General features: G+C 62.8%; 13 protein-coding genes. 10 read left to right on the forward strand and 3 right to left on the reverse strand.

From position 1 onward, the window contains the following. The first annotated feature begins 366 nt into the window (after nucleotides 1-366). From OG474_RS29315 to OG474_RS29350, 8 genes are all read left to right on the forward strand, one after another. Nucleotides 367-1,308: a hypothetical protein gene (locus OG474_RS29315; RefSeq protein WP_405056823.1), complete on the forward strand. Its 942-nt coding sequence runs from the start codon at nucleotides 367-369 to the stop codon at nucleotides 1,306-1,308. 187 nt (nucleotides 1,309-1,495) lie between these two features. Continuing rightward, a complete protein-coding gene (locus OG474_RS29320; RefSeq protein ID WP_405056824.1) occupies nucleotides 1,496-2,980 on the forward strand; it encodes a hypothetical protein in 1,485 nt (494 codons plus the stop codon). Nucleotides 2,981-3,456: 476 nt separating this feature from the next. Continuing rightward, on the forward strand, nucleotides 3,457-4,425 hold the full coding sequence (locus tag OG474_RS29325) for a hypothetical protein (RefSeq protein ID WP_405056825.1): 969 nt from the start codon (nucleotides 3,457-3,459) through the stop codon (nucleotides 4,423-4,425). A 173-nt stretch (nucleotides 4,426-4,598) separates the two neighbouring features. Beyond that, nucleotides 4,599-5,036 carry a DUF4917 family protein gene (locus OG474_RS29330; RefSeq protein WP_405056826.1) on the forward strand — a complete coding sequence of 146 codons (438 nt, stop codon included), beginning with the start codon at nucleotides 4,599-4,601 and terminating at the stop codon, nucleotides 5,034-5,036. A 1,745-nt stretch (nucleotides 5,037-6,781) separates the two neighbouring features. Then, a complete protein-coding gene (locus OG474_RS29335) occupies nucleotides 6,782-8,170 on the forward strand; it encodes an ATP-dependent nuclease (RefSeq protein ID WP_405056827.1) in 1,389 nt (462 codons plus the stop codon). Further along, nucleotides 8,167-9,699, forward strand: a complete 1,533-nt coding sequence (locus OG474_RS29340; RefSeq protein ID WP_405056828.1) for a UvrD-helicase domain-containing protein — start codon at nucleotides 8,167-8,169, stop codon at nucleotides 9,697-9,699. The genes OG474_RS29335 and OG474_RS29340 overlap by 4 nt, the downstream gene beginning before the upstream one ends. A gap of 15 nt (nucleotides 9,700-9,714) precedes the next feature. Then, on the forward strand, nucleotides 9,715-9,939 hold the full coding sequence (locus OG474_RS29345; RefSeq protein WP_405056829.1) for a hypothetical protein: 225 nt from the start codon (nucleotides 9,715-9,717) through the stop codon (nucleotides 9,937-9,939). A gap of 457 nt (nucleotides 9,940-10,396) precedes the next feature. Continuing rightward, nucleotides 10,397-11,152: a hypothetical protein gene (locus OG474_RS29350; RefSeq protein WP_405056830.1), complete on the forward strand. Its 756-nt coding sequence runs from the start codon at nucleotides 10,397-10,399 to the stop codon at nucleotides 11,150-11,152. A gap of 390 nt (nucleotides 11,153-11,542) precedes the next feature. Here the strand turns inward: OG474_RS29350 and OG474_RS29355 are convergent, their stop codons facing one another. The 3 genes from OG474_RS29355 to OG474_RS29365 form a co-directional block, all read right to left on the reverse strand. Then, nucleotides 11,543-13,396, reverse strand: coding sequence for a hypothetical protein (locus OG474_RS29355; RefSeq protein ID WP_405056831.1), 1,854 nt, complete (start codon nucleotides 13,394-13,396; stop codon nucleotides 11,543-11,545). A gap of 274 nt (nucleotides 13,397-13,670) precedes the next feature. Continuing rightward, nucleotides 13,671-14,555, reverse strand: a complete 885-nt coding sequence (locus OG474_RS29360; protein WP_405056218.1) for an IS3 family transposase — start codon at nucleotides 14,553-14,555, stop codon at nucleotides 13,671-13,673. Then, nucleotides 14,552-14,872: a transposase gene (locus OG474_RS29365; RefSeq protein WP_405056219.1), complete on the reverse strand. Its 321-nt coding sequence runs from the start codon at nucleotides 14,870-14,872 to the stop codon at nucleotides 14,552-14,554. The genes OG474_RS29360 and OG474_RS29365 overlap by 4 nt, the downstream gene beginning before the upstream one ends. A gap of 172 nt (nucleotides 14,873-15,044) precedes the next feature. Here OG474_RS29365 and OG474_RS29370 point away from each other — a divergent pair, with 172 nt between their 5' ends. Next, nucleotides 15,045-15,194, forward strand: a complete 150-nt coding sequence (locus OG474_RS29370; protein WP_405056832.1) for a hypothetical protein — start codon at nucleotides 15,045-15,047, stop codon at nucleotides 15,192-15,194. 319 nt (nucleotides 15,195-15,513) lie between these two features. Next, nucleotides 15,514-17,223, forward strand: a complete 1,710-nt coding sequence (locus OG474_RS29375; protein WP_405056833.1) for a hypothetical protein — start codon at nucleotides 15,514-15,516, stop codon at nucleotides 17,221-17,223. Nucleotides 17,224-17,345 lie beyond the last annotated feature (122 nt).

A 17,345-nucleotide genomic window follows, 5' to 3' on the forward strand; every position in this document is an offset into this window, starting at 1 on the left:
ATCCCACTACGGAACCACAGCCAACGACATGCGTTCGGCTCACATTCTGCTGAGTGGCTGGACAGCCAGACATACTTTGCTGGCGTGAGGCCGCAGGGTGGCAGCGCGTCGAGACTTAGTTCCTCGGGGCGTGTCCATCGTTGGCTGGTGGGCGAAGGAGATATCCAACAAGATGACTCCATGGCACGGCTAGCGATCTCTGAAAGCACCGTAAAGCAGCTGTATGGCACTGCCACTACGTGTGCCTACCCGACGTGCAGCGAGCCACTGCTCAGGTGGATCAAAGGCGTCGACGATCCGGTCTTGAACTCGCGCATTGCCCATATACGCGCGGCATCTGAGCAAGGACCGCGATACGACGAGGCGATGGATGACGAGCAACGCCGAGCGTTCGACAACCTGATTCTTCTATGTCTCCCGCACGCAGAGGAGATCGACCTGCCAAGGCTTGTCGATCGCTACCCCGTTCACGTCCTTGAGGGGTGGAAGTCCGTCCAGCTACGGGACGCGCCAACTGAGCCGGTGAACATCTCCGAGGACATGGTGGAACGGGCTGTTGTTCTGTCCATGGACTTCCGCGGCGCCGTGATCGATCTGGGCGGCAAGGCTGCGACTGCACCAGGCGCAGGCGGCTCGGGCGGCGGAGCCATCGGTCCAGGCGCGAGAGGCGGCGATGGTGGCCCCGGCGGCAATCACTATGTCTACACCTTCGAGGCGGACCAGTTACCCGAAAGCATCGAGGTCGAGGTCGGCTTGCCCGGCCGTGGTGGGGTCGATGGCATGCCGGGCGAGGCGAGCGGAAACATGCGACTCGGCGGGCTTGTCATGCCAGGAGCTGGTCGCGAAGCTCACTCGCCCCCGCCGAAGGCCATCGCAGAGGCAGTCACGACCTCTATTCCATCGGCTGTGCTCGCCAACCACGTCGAGATCAACGGCCTGAGCTATCTCAGCGGAGCGGGCTGGGGTGCCTATGACATGGGCGAGTTGCCCGGCCCCTTCAGCGCCGCATTGCATGTCTTGGTAGACGTAGTCTGGGCGGATCTCGAACCTGGAACGGAGATGCCAATCGAGGTTATCGCCGAGTTGATCACACCCAGCAAGACAGCGACCGTCAGCAAGAAGATCTCCGGAACAATCAAGGTGACAGAGCCCAACGGGTTCGATCGTTTACCTCTGGCGTTTCACTTGACCGGCACCCTGCACGACCTCGGCCTTCACGTACTCGAAGTGTCGTGTAACACCGGTGCCAGACTCGGCCAATACCTCGATGTTCGGATCAAGCCCCCGACGGCAGAGCCATCAGAGTGACTGGAGTGTGTGCGTCACCTAAAGATGGGCCGAAGTTCGGAGCTAGAGGGCGCCATCCGCCGAGGGCTGTCTGCACCTGACGTTCCTGATCCAGCTGATCCCATCAGACTAGATGACTAGTGACAGCTGAGCGCCTTGCCAACCCGCAGGACCGCCTGCGTGCATATGTGCCTGCGATAATGCCCGAGTGGTCAGACGGTTGCTAGCAAACGAGCGTTACGGAGAGGCCTCACCCCTATTTGAGGCTGCGGGTTCGGGCCGTGATCTGCGCGTGGTCGTGGACCTGGCAGTCGGTGAATATGACGATCCTGACGACAGCCACAAGGTGGACCTTCTCCGCGGTCTGGTCGCCAGCAAGACTGTGCAATCCCTGGAATATGACCAACGCGGCGCTCCGGCCAGTGCCGAACGGATCGGCAGCCCTTTCGGTGAAGCGGCAGTCGGCTGGATCCAGGCTCTACCCGAAGTTGAGCCCGGATTGACAAGCCATCGCGTCGTCTACTGCGATGGCGACGAGGTGTCAACGACTGCGATCGTGGGCGATCTAGGTCGGGGCGAAATCGCTCGTGAGGATACGACGTACTCGAAGTACACCGCCGACGAAGCAGCTAAACGGCGGCACGATGACTCGGTGGCTATGGCTGCGGCCTTCGAGTCGGGCGCCGATGTCCTGGCTACCAACCGCCCCTTCCTCCTGTCAGGAGGATGGAGGATGCCGGGCCAGATGACGGTGTGCGATCCAACTGAGGCCCTGGCGGTCGTAGGACTGTTCCTACGCACGCGTTCGACCTTCGTAGCCTGGGCTACGCCAGAGACTGGGCCTCTCATGCAGTTAAACCGTGGGCTCTATTTTTGGGTCGGCACGAGAGCGCTGCTGCCGGCCGGATGGCGATGGTTCTCGTATTGCGCTGCAAGCGACGCGGGTGACCCCCACGCTCCCATGACGTTTCTCGCGCAGTCGCTCTTCCAGCGAGTGGCCAGAGCGTTGCGGAAGCGAGACTCGCTAATGCTGAATATGAGCAGCCGCCAGGATAACGATGTTGCGGAGGATGCTCTGACGGACTTGGACCACGTCCTGGTGCTCCTCGTTGGAGCGTTCGACGTGTTGGCCAGGGTCGCTCACCGTTCAACATCTCCCAGCGGAGCTGAAAAGCAGGCTGGTTGGCGGCGAGATGATTGGCTCAAGAAACTTACAGTGGCTGCACCTGACCTGGGCGCCCTGGCAGCCGAGGGAACCGAAGGCGCCGACTTGCTCAAGGTTCTCAGCATCCTCCGAAACACTGTGCACGGGCCTGCACTGCAGGCTCTGGGCCTTGCCGCCGGGCCTCGTCGGCGAGGAACCGGCGTGTCGCTGCCGGCCAGCGAAACCGAAGCTCTAGTCGAAGTCCTCATGCGTCGGGGATGGGACCAGAACTGGGGGCTCGCCGAGTTTGACGCCGGACGATTCCATGCAACACCCGACCTCATCGTCGAGCACGTTCTCCAGGCCGCAATACCGTTGATGAACGCGATGATGGTCGCCACGCCGGTAGAGCGGCTAGTTACGGCGGACGCGACACCAAGTCTTGACGCGCCACCGAGCAGCGACGATCTCAATGACCCCTTTGCGGCTCGGCATCAAGAAAGCCTCCGCTGGCAATTGGGCTTCACAGTGCCGATCCGACCGCACTAAAGAGCCTGGCGCTGGCAGGGTACTCATCTGCGGCGATCCGTGCTGTCGACCGTCAGCGTTCCTCGGGCGGACGCGCGTCAAGTGTCGGCCGTCGGCTGATACCGTGCCAGCCACCTGGGCCGCCGGATTGACCTCTTAAGAATCAAGGCGCGCCACAAGCGGCGCGCAGCGCGGCTCGGGCTTACGAGCTCCGGCTGACGCCCTCCACCCGCGCACCATCTGGGGATCATCGATCCTCAACCGTTGACTCCGCCGGACGGGCAGTCGCTGACGATGTCGGCAAGGCCGGCGGTTTGGCCTCGTCCCGCTGGCCGCTCAATCGTACGGCCACCGCGACACGCATCAAGAGCGCCTACGGCGTCGCTACGGGATCGGCAAGCCGACTCTTGACCCGTGCCGCGCTGACGGGTTGGCAGCTATCAGGGGGACAGGGCAGGTGTGGTGTCAAAATCGCGTGGACCATCCGAATTGTCTCGTTGCACGAGGACTATCCCCAGGCTGGTCAGTGTCTGTTTCAGGTCGTCTGCGCGGTGCGTTCGGTCGACGTAGACCAGCGTTGGATAGGCCTCGTATTCCGCTTCCGCGGGCTCGCCCATGTCGTCGTTGTGCTGGACGTAGATCAACTCAGCCTCGTCTACGCGCCAGTCGCCGGCGATGAGGTAGTCACCTCCACGCCAATCGCTACTGCGCTGCTCGAGCGCCAGCCGAGGCCCCGAATGAGTTTGTCAGCAACGCCTGTCAATGGGTCCGTGCTCGCAAAGGTCAGCGAGGCTCGGTCATGGCTGTCCACGGGACGTGTTGTGCCCGATCGCGTCTGGCTCGGGGCAGATGTGCAGCTCGCACTGTTGTACTGCAGGCACTACCGGGATTCCATGGGACCGATGGTCCGGCTCACTCTCGACACGAGCTGCGTAATAGCCGCTGCACAGGATGAACACCGCCGTCAGTGCATCGATCGACTCCTCCAGTTGGCTCAGGATGGCATCGTCGAACTGTGGCTGACGACTGCCTTTTCCTACGACCAGACGACCGCGCCTGCTGAGGCGCGAGCTGCAAATCTCGCATGGCTTGAGGATCGTCCAACTATCGGAGAGGTTCCCGGTCCGTTCCGGCTCAACCTCTCCCCTCTCGGCGGTCGGGACGTTCTTGTAGTTCGCGCGATGGGGGATATCGACGAGAAGATCAAGAGGATCCTCCTGGCCAAGGGGCTGGCGACCGGCCATAAGGATCCGGGCCGACGGATTCATGACGTGCACCATCTGTCGGCGCATTGGATGGCCGGCCACGACGCGTTCGTGACTGACGACCAATGTGTACTCAAGAATCGCGAAGCTCTGCGGTTGCAGGTTGGGATTCAGGTGGTGGATCCGGAGGAGGCTGTACGCGTGGTGGCCATTCGATCAGGTTCTCCAAGTTTCATTCGGGACCGGCAAGGCGACTCGTGAGCCCAGCCGCGCTGACCTGAAGTTGGCAACTGTCAGGGAGACTGGGCAGCGATGCAGAAGCACATCGCCGGAGGCGTCGTGATGCGAGATGGGTTTGGACGACATGATGGGGCGCTCCCATGGCGGCGCCCGGAGGAGGCGAAGAGTCAGGAGATCTTCTACCTTCACGGGCGGTGCATCTCTACGTCAGTAACCGGAAGGTGCACAAGCTTAAACTCAGCAACGGTCCACTGCTCATGCAGCTCCGATCGAACTTGCTTGCTGACCTCTACCCGTTGGTCGTAACTGAGGGAAGCCGGTCGGACAAGGAGGCCAGGATCGCTCGCAGTGCATACCTCACCTACTGTCTTGATCGACTCCGCCGGCTCAGCGGTACGCTGTTTATTCACGGCATGGCCCTCTCATCGAACGACGGCCACATCCTCGAAGCTCTCAGCGGTAAGGTGAGTAGGGTCGGGACCGTCTACGTTGGCCTCTTCGGCGGTCCCTCTCGCACGCGAGATGAGGTCGAGATTCAGGCGAAGGCGCTCGTTCATGCGCGCAAGAAGAACGGCGGCCGGCCTCTGCGAGTGAGGTTCTACGCCTCGGAGTCGGCCAAGGCCTGGGGATGAGGGTATGAGCCTGCCGTCACCGATTCCTGGCGTTGGGTTGAAACTGCGTTGCACATCTTCACGACCGTGCAGGGGCCGTGCTACTGGTCGAACGGCAAGGTTTCGTGGCTGAGCGACATTGGATGAGGTGTCAGCGGGATCCTGATCGCGGGTTGAGCGACCAGTATTTTCCCTTCGAGGCGCCGTAGCGTTCGGACCAGATGTTCTCGCCGTTGAGAAGGGATGATTGAAGGCCGCTGCCGCCTGCACGACGAGCCCAGACGTAGTCTTTCGATCAGCACAGGACGTGGCAGCGACATCGCGTCGGCGTGGTTCCCTAAGGTCTCCCCGGCCCGATGATCACCGTCCAGACCGGTCACCCGCACGCGCTCGCCCTCCTCGCCCGCCTTGGCGGCGACACGACCCATTGCCTCGGCATCACCGAGTTCGGCCCCATCTGACCGACGCCTATGAGATTCACGGCATCGATCAGATCACGATCGTCGGGGTCCTTTGGGAAAGTTGGCCCTGTTGGATCCGGGCGAAACTCTGCGGAGGCAGGAACTGGCTGGTGAAACGACCAGTGCCACTCTTGCGGGTCTGTCCTATCTGTATGGCGGGTGGGATGCCGGCGCACGGGTGTTCCTGTATCTGGTGGAGGGTGAGAAGCCGAATCGCCGACTGGTGTACATCAAGCGCGCTGGCCGAGGCAACCAGACGCCGATGCGCACGGTGTATGGAGCGGCGGCGGCCGCGGTATGGAGACCTTCTCTGCTATGGATGCGCGGGAGTCGCGCGCTTGGTAGGACGGCAAGGACGCGCCGACACCCGCCCGGCTGAAACCCCGGCGAGAAGTGGCGTTCGTTTGTTGCTGTTCCGGTGGCAACGGGTGACGCGTTGTTCGGGATGAATACCGAAGACCCCGGTGCGTTCCACAGCGCGGTGGATTTGCCGACCGTTCAGACCGTTGCTGAGCTCTGTGCTGCGTTTCTCGCAGAGGTGTCTGCACCGAAGGCGCGTCCGGACCAGTCAGGCGCGACCTTCGTCTGACGCCTGACTGCGCGCATTGACTTGCTGGAAGGATGATTGTCGTATCAGATCGTTCCTGAGGAGTTCCGTCGTGGTGTGTTTGCGCCAGCGCCCGTGGTGCACCCCGAAAGGTGTGCGCAGCGTGTACGTTCAATGCGCCGTCCAGTGGAGAAGGTCGTTACATGTACCTGAGCCGTGTGCGAGTGCGCGGATTGCGTGGAGCTGCGGAGCATCCACTTGAGATCAACCTGCCGGGGCGATTCGCGGTCATCTGTGGCGCCAACGGTGGAGGTAAGACGACACTCAGCGATGCTGTCTACCTCGGTCATGGTAGACGGTTCCCCTACCTGCCACGGCATTCTGCGGCTGCCCTCGGCGCCGGTGATCGGGACATCGAGGTCGAGTACCGCTTCGAGGCGGATGCCGGCGCCGAGGGTCCGCTGGGTCGCCAGCTTCAGGCCCAAAGCGGACGCTCAGCTCCCGGAACCGTCGCCGCGCAATGGGCTCGGACCCTGCATCGCAGCCTCGGAACTGTCACCACCAAGGCTCTTGGTAGCACCAGCGACATCGAAGCCAGAACACTTCTCGTGCACCTGCCGGCGTGGCGCAACCCGCTCGACGAGCTGGCTCGTCGGGAGACACGCGTCTTGGTCGAACTCCTGCGAGCGCAGCAGCAGAATCGCGGTCGCGGTCGCGATCTGTCCGACCTGCGCGGCCGGGCCTCCGGGTTGCTGGAGATGCTCGCGACCGACGATATCCTCGTGGGCCTGGAGGAGCGTGTCAGCGAACAGTTGCGTGCCTTGTCGGCCGGTGTCTCCCGGAACTGGCCGTACATTCGTGGTCAGGTCGTCGACGATCGCTACCTTGCCCGAGTACTCGAGCTCATGCTCGCCAGCGTGGAAGGGCGGGCTCAGGCTTTGCCGCTCGAGGTCGTGGCGCTTGGGTACGTGAACCTGTTGCACATCGCAGTCACCTTGGCGGCGATCCCCGACGCTACCGAGATTGCAGCAGCCACTGAAGCAGCCGAGGCGGCGGGAGCAGCAGAAGGACAACCGAGCCAACCGCCGGCAGACCAGCAGATGCCCGCCGAGCCGGAAATGACGGACATCGCCGAGGCCGACCGAGTGCTGCGTCAGGCCCGTGCCGAGAGCGAGAGCGCCGAAGATTCCTTCTTCCCCGACGACCCATTTCACGTCACGCTTCTCATCGAGGAACCGGAAGCACACCTACACCCGCAGCTCCAGCACTCGCTAGTCCGCTACCTCCGCCGCCAGGTCCGTCTCCGTCCTGAGCTCCAAGTGATCTTGTCCAGCCATGCGAGCGACATCATCAGCTCCTGCGATCCGACCGAGCTAGTCATCGTGCGCCGTGACCACCGCGGGCAGCGAGTCTCGCGAGCGATCTCCGACATTCCCCTGACAGATGCTGCCGAAGTGCTTCGCAAAGCGCGCCTGCATCTGGATGCCAGCCGGTCCGCGTCGCTGTTCGCCGAACGGGTCCTCCTGGTCGAAGGCGTGACCGAAGCTGCTGTTCTCCGTGAGCTCGGATGGGTCTGGGCCGGCGCGGATGTGGACAAACAGGCGTTCGTTGACGCGTTGAGTATTGTCCCGATGGGGACGAAGGTCGGGCCATGGGCGGTGCGTCTTCTCGCTACGCGCGACCACGAGTTGTGCAGTCGGATCGCTGTGCTCCGAGACAGCGACCTGGACTTCGACCAGGCTCCGGCTCAGCCCTCCTGGGCGTCCGCTCACGATCCGGCGGTTCTGGTCGTCGAACATTGTCATCCGACCCTCGAACCGCAGCTCACAGCCGGGAATGAGTTGCTCATCGGGGAGGCGCTCGATGCCATCGGCCTCGACATTCCCGACCAGGTGACACCCGAAGCGATCCGCGACATCTTCCGCAGCCGGCACAAGGCAGACGGTGTCACCGTGTCAGCGGGCCCGGGTGCTCGTCGCAAGGGTGAGTTCGCTGAGGCCGTAGCAGGTCTACTTCGCGATGCGAGAGACGGGGCGGGTAGGAGCGTGCATGTTCCAGATCCGATCGCGCGAGTCTTCGAGTTCCTCTACTCCACACCAGCGCTGAGTACTGCTCCCGAAGGGGAAGAGGAGCCGGCTGCGCAGTGACAGACGCACTTGCCGCCGCCGGCGCAATTGACACCCTCACCACAGAGCAGCGGTACGCCGCGGCGAACTCGCTGACCTGCGTCTTTGTAGAAGCCGGGCCGGGCACTGGCAAGACGACCGTATCCGCACAACGATTTGGCGTCCACCGCTTCGCTGACGGCTATCGATACGACCAGCGGGCAGTCGTAGCCGTCAGCTTTACCCGCGCAGCTACCTACAACCTTCGCCGACGCGTCCAACGGCTCTGGGGAACGGACGCCCTGACATGGCCGCACCGTATCGTCACACTCGACACGATCATGTCTGATCTCCTTCATGACCTTCTTCGCCAGGGCCTCATTGAGTGGCCCGACACGAAGGCCCTGTGGCCCGACGGTGACATCCGGCTTGACGTCCGCGACAGTTGGGCCGCCTGCGGTGGAACGACGTCCACCCGCTCCGTCTACACACTTGAACTCCACGGCCGGCACGTCCACCTCCGAGCGGGCTTCGCACCAAACTGGGCAAACCGTATGCCCGCAGTCGACATTGTCCCGTTGATGCTGCAAGGCATCTGTACCCACCAGGATGTCCGGGACATCCTCGCAATGGCGCTGCAGGATCCCGCCTGCAAGGAGCGTGCCCGCGAACGGCTCGGTAGCTCGATGCGGGCGCTCGTCGTCGACGAGATCTTCGACGCGAATGATCTCGATATCGAGATCATCGAGACCGCTGTGGAGTCGGGTGTCGCGGTCACACTCATCGGGGATCCGTGGCAGGCCCTGTATCTCTTCCGAGGTGCCAGGCCGCACATTGTCCCCGAGTTGCTCGCGCGTGCAGGCATCCCGACCCTGCCGCTGACGCGGTCATTTCGATGGCAGTCCGAGGAGCAGCGCGATCTCGCAGCCCGTTTGCGGGAAGGTCGGGAGATCATTCTCCCGATCGACCCCGAGCCAATGGACGTTGTCCTCGCCCTGTGGTGGAAGGAGCTCTGGGCCGTGAGCGGTGTACTGCCACTCGCGTTTCACGCCTTCAAGGGCGGTTACGAGGAGGCTGCCGCAACCCTGCTCCTAAACCACGTTACCCGTAACATATTCGACCTGGACGCAACCTACGTCACTGATGCCCTGACCGCGCTGAACATTCACGATCGCGATGTTCTGCGGCAATTGGAGCCGGGCCTTCAGCGCGTAGTCGACATTCTGCGGTCCGCAGGGGCCCAGGCGGTCAAGCACGCCTACCTCGAGTTGGTCGAGGTCGTCAGAGTGGTGTCCGCTCGGCATCTTCGCCCGCCGCATTCCGCTCATACCAGCAGGATGGCCCTACTGCGGGACCGGATGACGCTCACCGACCGGCCGGTCCCAGGGCTGACAACCCATCAGGCGAAGGGCGGAGAGTGGGACAGGGTGGGGATCCGTCTGCGCGACAACGAGCGCGCTGCTCTCGGCTCCGGCCTCTCGTCGACCGAAGACCTGCACCGCAAGATCTACGTCGCCTGTACCCGGGCCCGATACCGAACCATCGAGGTGTTCCCGCGAACAACTGCCTAATCGGATCCGTCGCCGTTGACGTCGGCAGACTGCCTGATGGGTGGTGGCGAGGGGCAGATCGGCTGGTTCTCCGCAACCGGGGTCGTCCGGGTCCTCGAGGTTGACTCGCTGGCCGAACCCAACGAGCAGATCGACCGGTGGGACCTCGACGGCGAGGACCGCCGGATCGGCGGCCCCACCCCGACGGCGGCTAAGCCGTCCCTTGGCTACGCAGCCGAGGGAGTTCGCTGCTCTAGATAAGCGGGAGCCGCGCACCCGAGGCGTCTGCTTGCCGGATAGAAGCGCTACTGCGCAACAGACTGACACTCGCCCCAGGGGATGTCGATTGCTTCTGGCGCGCCGGCGTGGGCCTATTGAAAGTTCCTCGCAGCTGTCGTCAGTCGCAGTCGTCGTGGTGGTAGCCGCCGTAGCCGTACGGCTTGGTGGTCTAGGTCCTTGTGGTCGACAGCGTGTACGGGCGCGAGGTTCGCGACGGATTCGGGTTTCGCCGCAGGGAGGGTCATCGCGTCGTCCACGCAAACGGCACGTGGTACCCGCTCGATGGGCCGCACGCCGGTCAGACGAGCGGCGAGGTCCACGGCGGCGATCAGGCAGATAGCTGTCTTCATCAGCGGGCCGCCTTTCGGTGCAGGGCGCGTGCTGTGCGCACGCTGTGGCGTCGCAGTCGGATGATCCGCAGATGCGACAGACTTTGAACATGCACGGAGTAGAGATTTGGGACAAGGTCAATGAGTCGGCCAAAGTCATCGTCTGGCCGGGGGTAGTGGCGTTCGCCATGGTCTTGTTCAGGGCACGGTTGAGCGAGCTGTTCAAGCGGCTCAGGGAAGCAGCTACACCCGCAGGAACGGTCAAGTTCGATCCCAGCGAGGTTGAGGCAACCTCAGCAATTGCAGCCTCAGCTGGTGCGCTCGTTGAGAGAATCGAGGCCGAGATACAGAGTGGCGCGGAACCACTCGGCGAAGGCCCTCAAGCCGCGGAGTCATCGGAGGCTCGAACGGTAGACCTGCGCGAGATCCGTGATGACGTCGAGGCTGTCATCAAGACATCCTTCGCGGCTGGCTACAGGTCGGGACGCTCAGCGGAGAAACACGGCAGTCGGGCCGACTGGATTGCGTATCCAATCATCCGGTGGATCGGGTCGACTCCAACCGTGAAAGGAACACGGCACAAGAACCCTGAAGCCGAGGTGCCGGAGGAGTTCATGAGCTGGCTTGACGCTGTAGATGAGCGCGGGGACGTAGAGGACCGCGTCGAACAGCTCACCGCCGAGATCCGCAGCCTCGAAGCACAGCGTGCCAGCGCAGGTGAGACCGAAAGCGAGCGCTTCGCGAATGAGATCGCAAGGGTTCGAGCTGAGCGAGACATCGAGCTAGCGGCGTTACCTGCATTGAATCAGCGCGCCGAGCGATTGAGAACGCAGGTCAACTCTCGAGGCTGGAACCTCTATCCCTGAGGCTGGCGCTTCGTGGCAGTGGCTGAGTTTCTGCGTCGGTCCCCGGGGCCAGGCCGACCGCCGTGGCGCTCGGGTCATCGTTCGTTCGTGTCTGAGTGCCTAAGCAATCGGAGATACACAGGCCGCCCTCGGTACGAGTGATACGTCGTGCGCGCGGTATGCGGGTCGTCGCCCAGTAGGACGTCGAAGCCGAAGCAGTACGAGTCGATAACATCATCGATCAGCTGGCGAGTGCTCGATCTCACGGACTGGCCGACGCGCCGGAGAAGTGAACGCTGACCTCGTGCACCTTGCTTGTTAACGCTGGCACTGCCTTCTGCCGAACTAGCCATGCTGCAGAATCTGACGCACAGGGTCTAGGCCCGGGGTTCACGATGCTGGCTGCTGTGGTTACGAACGAGGTGTCTCTGCGGGCTTCTCTTGGCTGTCGGTCTTGCGGTTGAGGAGTGGACTCCACGTGTTGAGCATCTCCTTTGCCAGCAATGTCTTTTCTCTGAACGCTGGGTCCAGCGCGAGTAATACTGAGAGCAGCAGCCACGCCCCACTGAGCGCTGCAGCACGCTGCAAGACGTCCTTGTCGGCACCGATCAGCGGGGCAATGGCGAGATAGATGAGCCCTGGAGCCAACGACCCTGCAATGAGCTTTACGCCTGACAGTGCCCGCTCGCGGCGAGACAGGCGGCTCGGTTCGGGCGGCTTCCTGAAGTGCGCAGCGTGCCAGTTCTCCGTGGCGAACGCGTGGAGTTGCTGACGGAGGGTCCGCTCGAAGGTCGTCCATCCCTGTCTTGACGGGGCAACGAGATGTCGCTTGAGGTGGCGAATCGATTCGCCGACACCCCTCATGTGAGCGTTGAGCCAGGTCCGCGTATTGGCGTCTGCGAACGTGACCCGATCAGCCAGGTGCGTTTCGGTGAGTCTGGCGACCCTTTCGAGGTCACGGATCCACTCGCGACGCTGCGGCCAGCTCGCTCTCTCGTCGCAATCGGCCAGTCCTGCGGAGATGCGTGCGAGGGTTCCAACGATCCAGCCTAGGCAGTTCGCCTGATAGAGCCCGCGGCCGGTTAGTGACCACAACGCGAGCGCCAAGAAGTACAGAGCTCCTATGCCGCCGGTTACGGCTGTCGCAAAGACGACGGAGGTAGCCAGCCAGTGGAGTAGATCACCCTCCGTGCTACGTAGGGCTAGTACTCCAAGGCCGGCGGGTACCAGCGCCGCCAGGCTGGTGGCGAGGGTTGCCCGCACGTAGGTCGAGATCCGATTGAATATCCAAGCCGATGCTCCGACCATGGCGAAGGTGACCGTGACCAGTATCGGCAAGGCGACCAAATACTGAACGTCGCGATGAAGCTTCGTTGTGCAGACCAGTCCCGCAATCACCGAACAGAGGAGCCAGAGGCGCGTACCTTGTACATCCACTGCGCGGATCCGTGCGGTTCGGCGAGCCAGGTCGATCATGGTCTGATCGACGGAGGCGTGCGCTTGGAAGCGCTGCGTTTGGGTTGAGAAGCTCTGCGCGTCGATGATCGCGACGGTAAGGTCTGCTGACCGAACGGCCTTCAGTTGGCGGAGCTCGCGTCGACGCGTGAGCCTGTCGATCGTCAGTACGACCAGTTGCGAACGCATCCGCTCGTGCCAAGACATTGTGCGATAGCTCGGGTGGTCGTCGTATAACACCTTTCGCGCGAGAGCTGGCCAACCCGCCGTACGGTACAGCCAGGAGAGCTCGAACTTGACTCGGGAGTTGCCGGTGATCACGGCGGGGAGGCTGTCGTGGAACAACCAGGCCTTCCGCAAGGCGTCGACGCAGAAGAGAACGTCCAGGTAGACCGTGACGACATCGATGTTCAGTGGGTTGAGCGCGTAGGCGGTCTCGAGGTTCGCGAATGCCCGCCCGTAAGCGCGATCGTGGCGGTCGAGTCGCGCTAACCAGTAGTAGCCGCGGCTGTTGAAGTCTTCTGCTTCAAGCCAGAGTGTGGCCTGTTCGCGGATGACCTCGAACTTCTCGTGGACGAAGAGCCGCTCCATCTCATCCGACTCGACCGGTGCTTGCAACGCCTCGGCCTTGGTAACTTGGCCAGCCACATTCCCCCCCAGCGGTGGCGAGTTCGAAGAACCGCCACGCGTGCGCAGTACTGTACTGGCGCCTTGATGAAGCCGACAGATCTCCCACGAACCTTTTCTCGCGCTCCGATGCGGCCTGCTCTCCTCTGGCTGCAGGCGCCGCTCGATGGTCTCGCTGGTCACCTGCAGGAGCAGGGCGAGTGGTTGGGCGCTGATGTCGGCCTAGGCCGAAGTGGTCAGGTCGTCGCTGAAGCAGCGGAAGGAGATCATGAAGAGTCTGCGCCAGGTGATCTAGGGCTTGGATGCCAAGATCGCCGCGGACCACTCGGTGCCCGTGCCTGATGGTCCGCCGGGGCTGGCGGATCGGATCGGATGGAGATCCCGGGAACGTGCATCTCAAGCTCGAGGGTCGCGCAGGCAGGAGAACTGGAGTGTTCCCGCTTTTTTGGACGCCGGTTTAGGCTGCCAGTTGGTTGATTTCTCTGAACCCTAGCTCGTATTCTCGGGGTGTCAAATATCCGAGAGTGGAGTGACGGCGGATAGTGTTGAAGTAGTCATCTACCCAGTCGATTGTTGCGGCCGTGAGGGTTTTAAGGTCCGGCCAGGGCCGGGTGTGGATGAGTTCTTTCTTGTAAGTCGCGAATGTTGATTCGGATACCGCATTGTCGTAACAGATCCCGGTCCGGCCGAGCGATCTGCGGATTCCGGCTTTTGTGCAGTACCGGTCGAATTCGCTGGATGTGTATTGTGTGCCGCGGTCGGAATGGAAGATGACACCGGCCGATGGTTTCCGGTTCGCGATGGCCATGTCGAGCGCGTCGGTGACGAGGCTGGTGCGCATGTGGTCGGCGATCGCGTAGCCGATGATGGCGCGCGAATGCAGGTCGATCACGGTCGCGACGTAGGCCCAGCCGGTCCAGGTCTTGACGTAGGTGATGTCTCCGCACCACTTCTGGTTCAGTTCGTCAGCAGTGAACGAGCGGTCGATCAGGTCTGGTGCGTTGACTGGATGGTCGCCGTGGACCGTGGTTCGCTTCCAGGCCTTCGGATGCCGGCCACGCAGCCCGGCCAGCCGCATCAGACGGTAGACGCGCTTGTGCCCGACCCGGTGCCCGGCAGCGGCCAGCTCCGCGCGCATCCGCCGCACGCCAGGGTTCCCGCGCGCCTGAGCATGCAGATGCCGCAGGAGCACCATCAACGCCTCGTCGTCGGTCTGGTGCTGCGACGGGGCAGCTTTGCGCCAGGCGTAGTAGCCCGACCTGGAGACACCCAGCTCGGCGCACATGAACGCCACCGGATAAACATCGGAATCAGCCCAATCCGCGACAGCAGCGAAAATCACTGCTTTCCTTTCGCGAACCAGGTCGCTACTTTTTTCGCGAACTCGACCTGCATCTGCAGCTCGGCAATCGCGGCCTTGTCATTCTTGGCCTGTTCCCGCAACCGGATCAGCTCCAGCCGCTCGGACTCACCCAACGGGCCATCATCAGGCACCGCCGGCTCCTCGGAGTCTTTAGCTTTCTTCACCCATCTACCCAACGTCATCTCGTGAACACCGATATTGCGCGCGACCTCAGCAACCGACCGGCCACCAGCAAGCACGAAACCCACCGCCTCGCGCTTGTACTCCTCACTGAAACTACGACGAGTCGAACCCATCTACAAACTCCCGACGAATCGGGCAGCTACCCCAGGTGTCCACCGAAGCGGGAACGGTTCAAACCTGAGCTAGTGTCGCGTGTTTGAAGTTGGTTTACGGTTGATCTTGGTGAGGATGGTGTCGGCGTTCTTGGTCCAGGTGAGGGGTTTGGCGCGGTCGTTGTAGGCGTCGATGAAGTCGCGGATGGCGTCGTGGATGTCGCCGACGGAGGTGAAGGTGCCGCGGCGGATGGTTTGGCGGGTGATGATGCCGACGAAGATCTCGACTATGTTCAGCCAGGAGCAGCTGGTCGGGGCACCTCACAACTACGTCAGAGCATGACCTAAACCCAGTGATGCTGACCTCGCCAAGGTACATCGAGCTTGGGGACCCCGAGCCGACGCCAGCATGATCGATATCAGACATACGTTTGCACTCGCCGAGCCCAGATTGATGCAATCTGGCGCGAGCCCCTCCCCGCTCACAGAGTGTAGGTGGCTCGGACGTCCTGCTGCCGACGCGATGCGGCGTGTCCAGGTGGTGTACATGCTGCATCGGACTGAAACCCCCTTGGGTGCAGCCAAGCCGAGGCGCACACTTGGTGTGCATTCCCCCCAGTTCGGGATTCGTGAATGACAAGATTGGCTGAACGATGAGTGGTGTGACGACGCGTCCGGATGGGCGGATGGAGTCGGCCGAGATCCTGCGGTTGCGGGCGGCGACCCGCCAGTTGCGGCTTCACCTCGACACTCTGCCCATCGTGTATGACCTCGACGTGCCGCCGGAGCAATTCCTCGCGGGCAAGGCGTTCATGCTCGCCCGGCAGCGCTACGCGTGTGCCGAGTCGATGATTGGCGCGGGCTTCGCCGGAACTGTGGTCGGCGCACTGGCGAGAAGTCTGTTCAACGAGGGTCTCCGGTGGTTGTGGATTGGCGAGGAACCGGCGCGCCGTCGACGGATTCTCGGCGACTTGCGCGAAGAGCGCAATCGGCTTTGCGTATCGTTCGAGAAGGCCGACGTCGATGCGATGGGGTTGGCGCGGTGGTTGTTGCCGATCCCCAGAGTCGCGGATTTGACCGGTCAGTCCCACAGCTGGATCGATGTCGAGCCGGTGACCTCGGAGGACGAACTCCTGCGCGACTTCTTGGCCGGTCAGCTGGGCATCGTTCGCCAAGCCCGTGGCCGCGTGCTTCTCGACATGGCTGGCCTACGCGGTGCAGTGATGATCCTCGCGCACGCTGGTCACGGAAACTACTTGGGACTGCAGAGCAGCTTGACCGGCGATGGTGTCCCGGCCTTTGACCTCCGCGCCGACCACGAAGCCTTGTTCCTGCAGGCTGCGGCTGCCGGCGTTGTCAGCATCCTGCTAGGTTCGGCAGCTGCAGTCCCCGAGGTCTGGCCGGCTGAGATCGCAATGGATGCGTTCCTGGACGAGGCTGTCGCGCTGGCCGAGAAGGTCTGCGACGCAGCGGTTGCCTTGCACGGCCTCAGCCGAGTCCGCAAGGCACCGGCGCAAGTGGGCAAAGCCCGGCGCTCGGACGCCACCACGATCCTGCGACCGCTGGCCGCGGTGATCGACGACGCGTCGTACCTTCCGGATCTCAACTCGGCGGACGCCGTAGTCGCCGCCGCGGAAGCGTTCTACGAGGGCGTGCAGGCGGTCTCGTTCGATCCGTGGCAGCGCCGCGAAATCGTCCTGCAGCAGATGCTGACGTTCTCCGGTGGACGGTCGCTGCTTGAGGGCGTGCTGGCGACGTACAACCAACCGGGCAGTGAGGTAATCGCGGTCTGCTCGGCGCGCATGCTGCTCGAGGAAGCAGCCCGGCTCGCCTGGCGGTTCGCCGTAACCGAGGACGAGTTCAAGGCGCGCGCTAAGCAGTACTTCGACGCATTCCGAGCCATGCGCAAGAGCACGATCGACACGCTCGCCGGCAGTGGGGTCCAGCGAGCTGTTGCCGAGAGGTTGCTGGCTCCGCCGGACGGCGTACTGCGTGATGCTTCGGCGGACGACATCGCGAAAAACCGCGTTCCGCTGCCGCCAATCGCCAGCATGCTTCGCGATTTCGGCGTCGGTTTCGACGAGCCGGGCTGGTTGGAGGTGGCCTACACTTTGCTGAGTCAGGTCACCCACAGCACGCCGCTCGGGTATCTCCATCTCCTGCACGCAGGTCCGGTGTGGGGGACAGGCATCAGCCCGGAGTTACTAGCCCTGACACTCGATGTGGCCTGTACCTCGAGCGCACATCTGATCGGGCATGGCGCCTTGGTCCTGACGGATGTCAGTCCCGAGGCTGTCGCCTACCGCAAACTTCTGCTCGCGAAGGCTGCTGCCGTCCACCAGGTGGCCCGCACCGTTCACTGGCTCGACTGACCGATAGCGGGGCAGCCGCTGCCCATGAATTGGTGGCTGCTGTAGCTCAGAGTTGGTTTCTGAACTACAGCAGTTCGCCATTGCCAGGATCGGGCCTGTTGGGATCGCATCTCTGGTCTGGG

It is taken from the genome of Kribbella sp. NBC_01505 (assembly GCF_045040285.1).
Taxonomy (GTDB): Bacteria; Actinomycetota; Actinomycetes; order Propionibacteriales; family Kribbellaceae; genus Kribbella.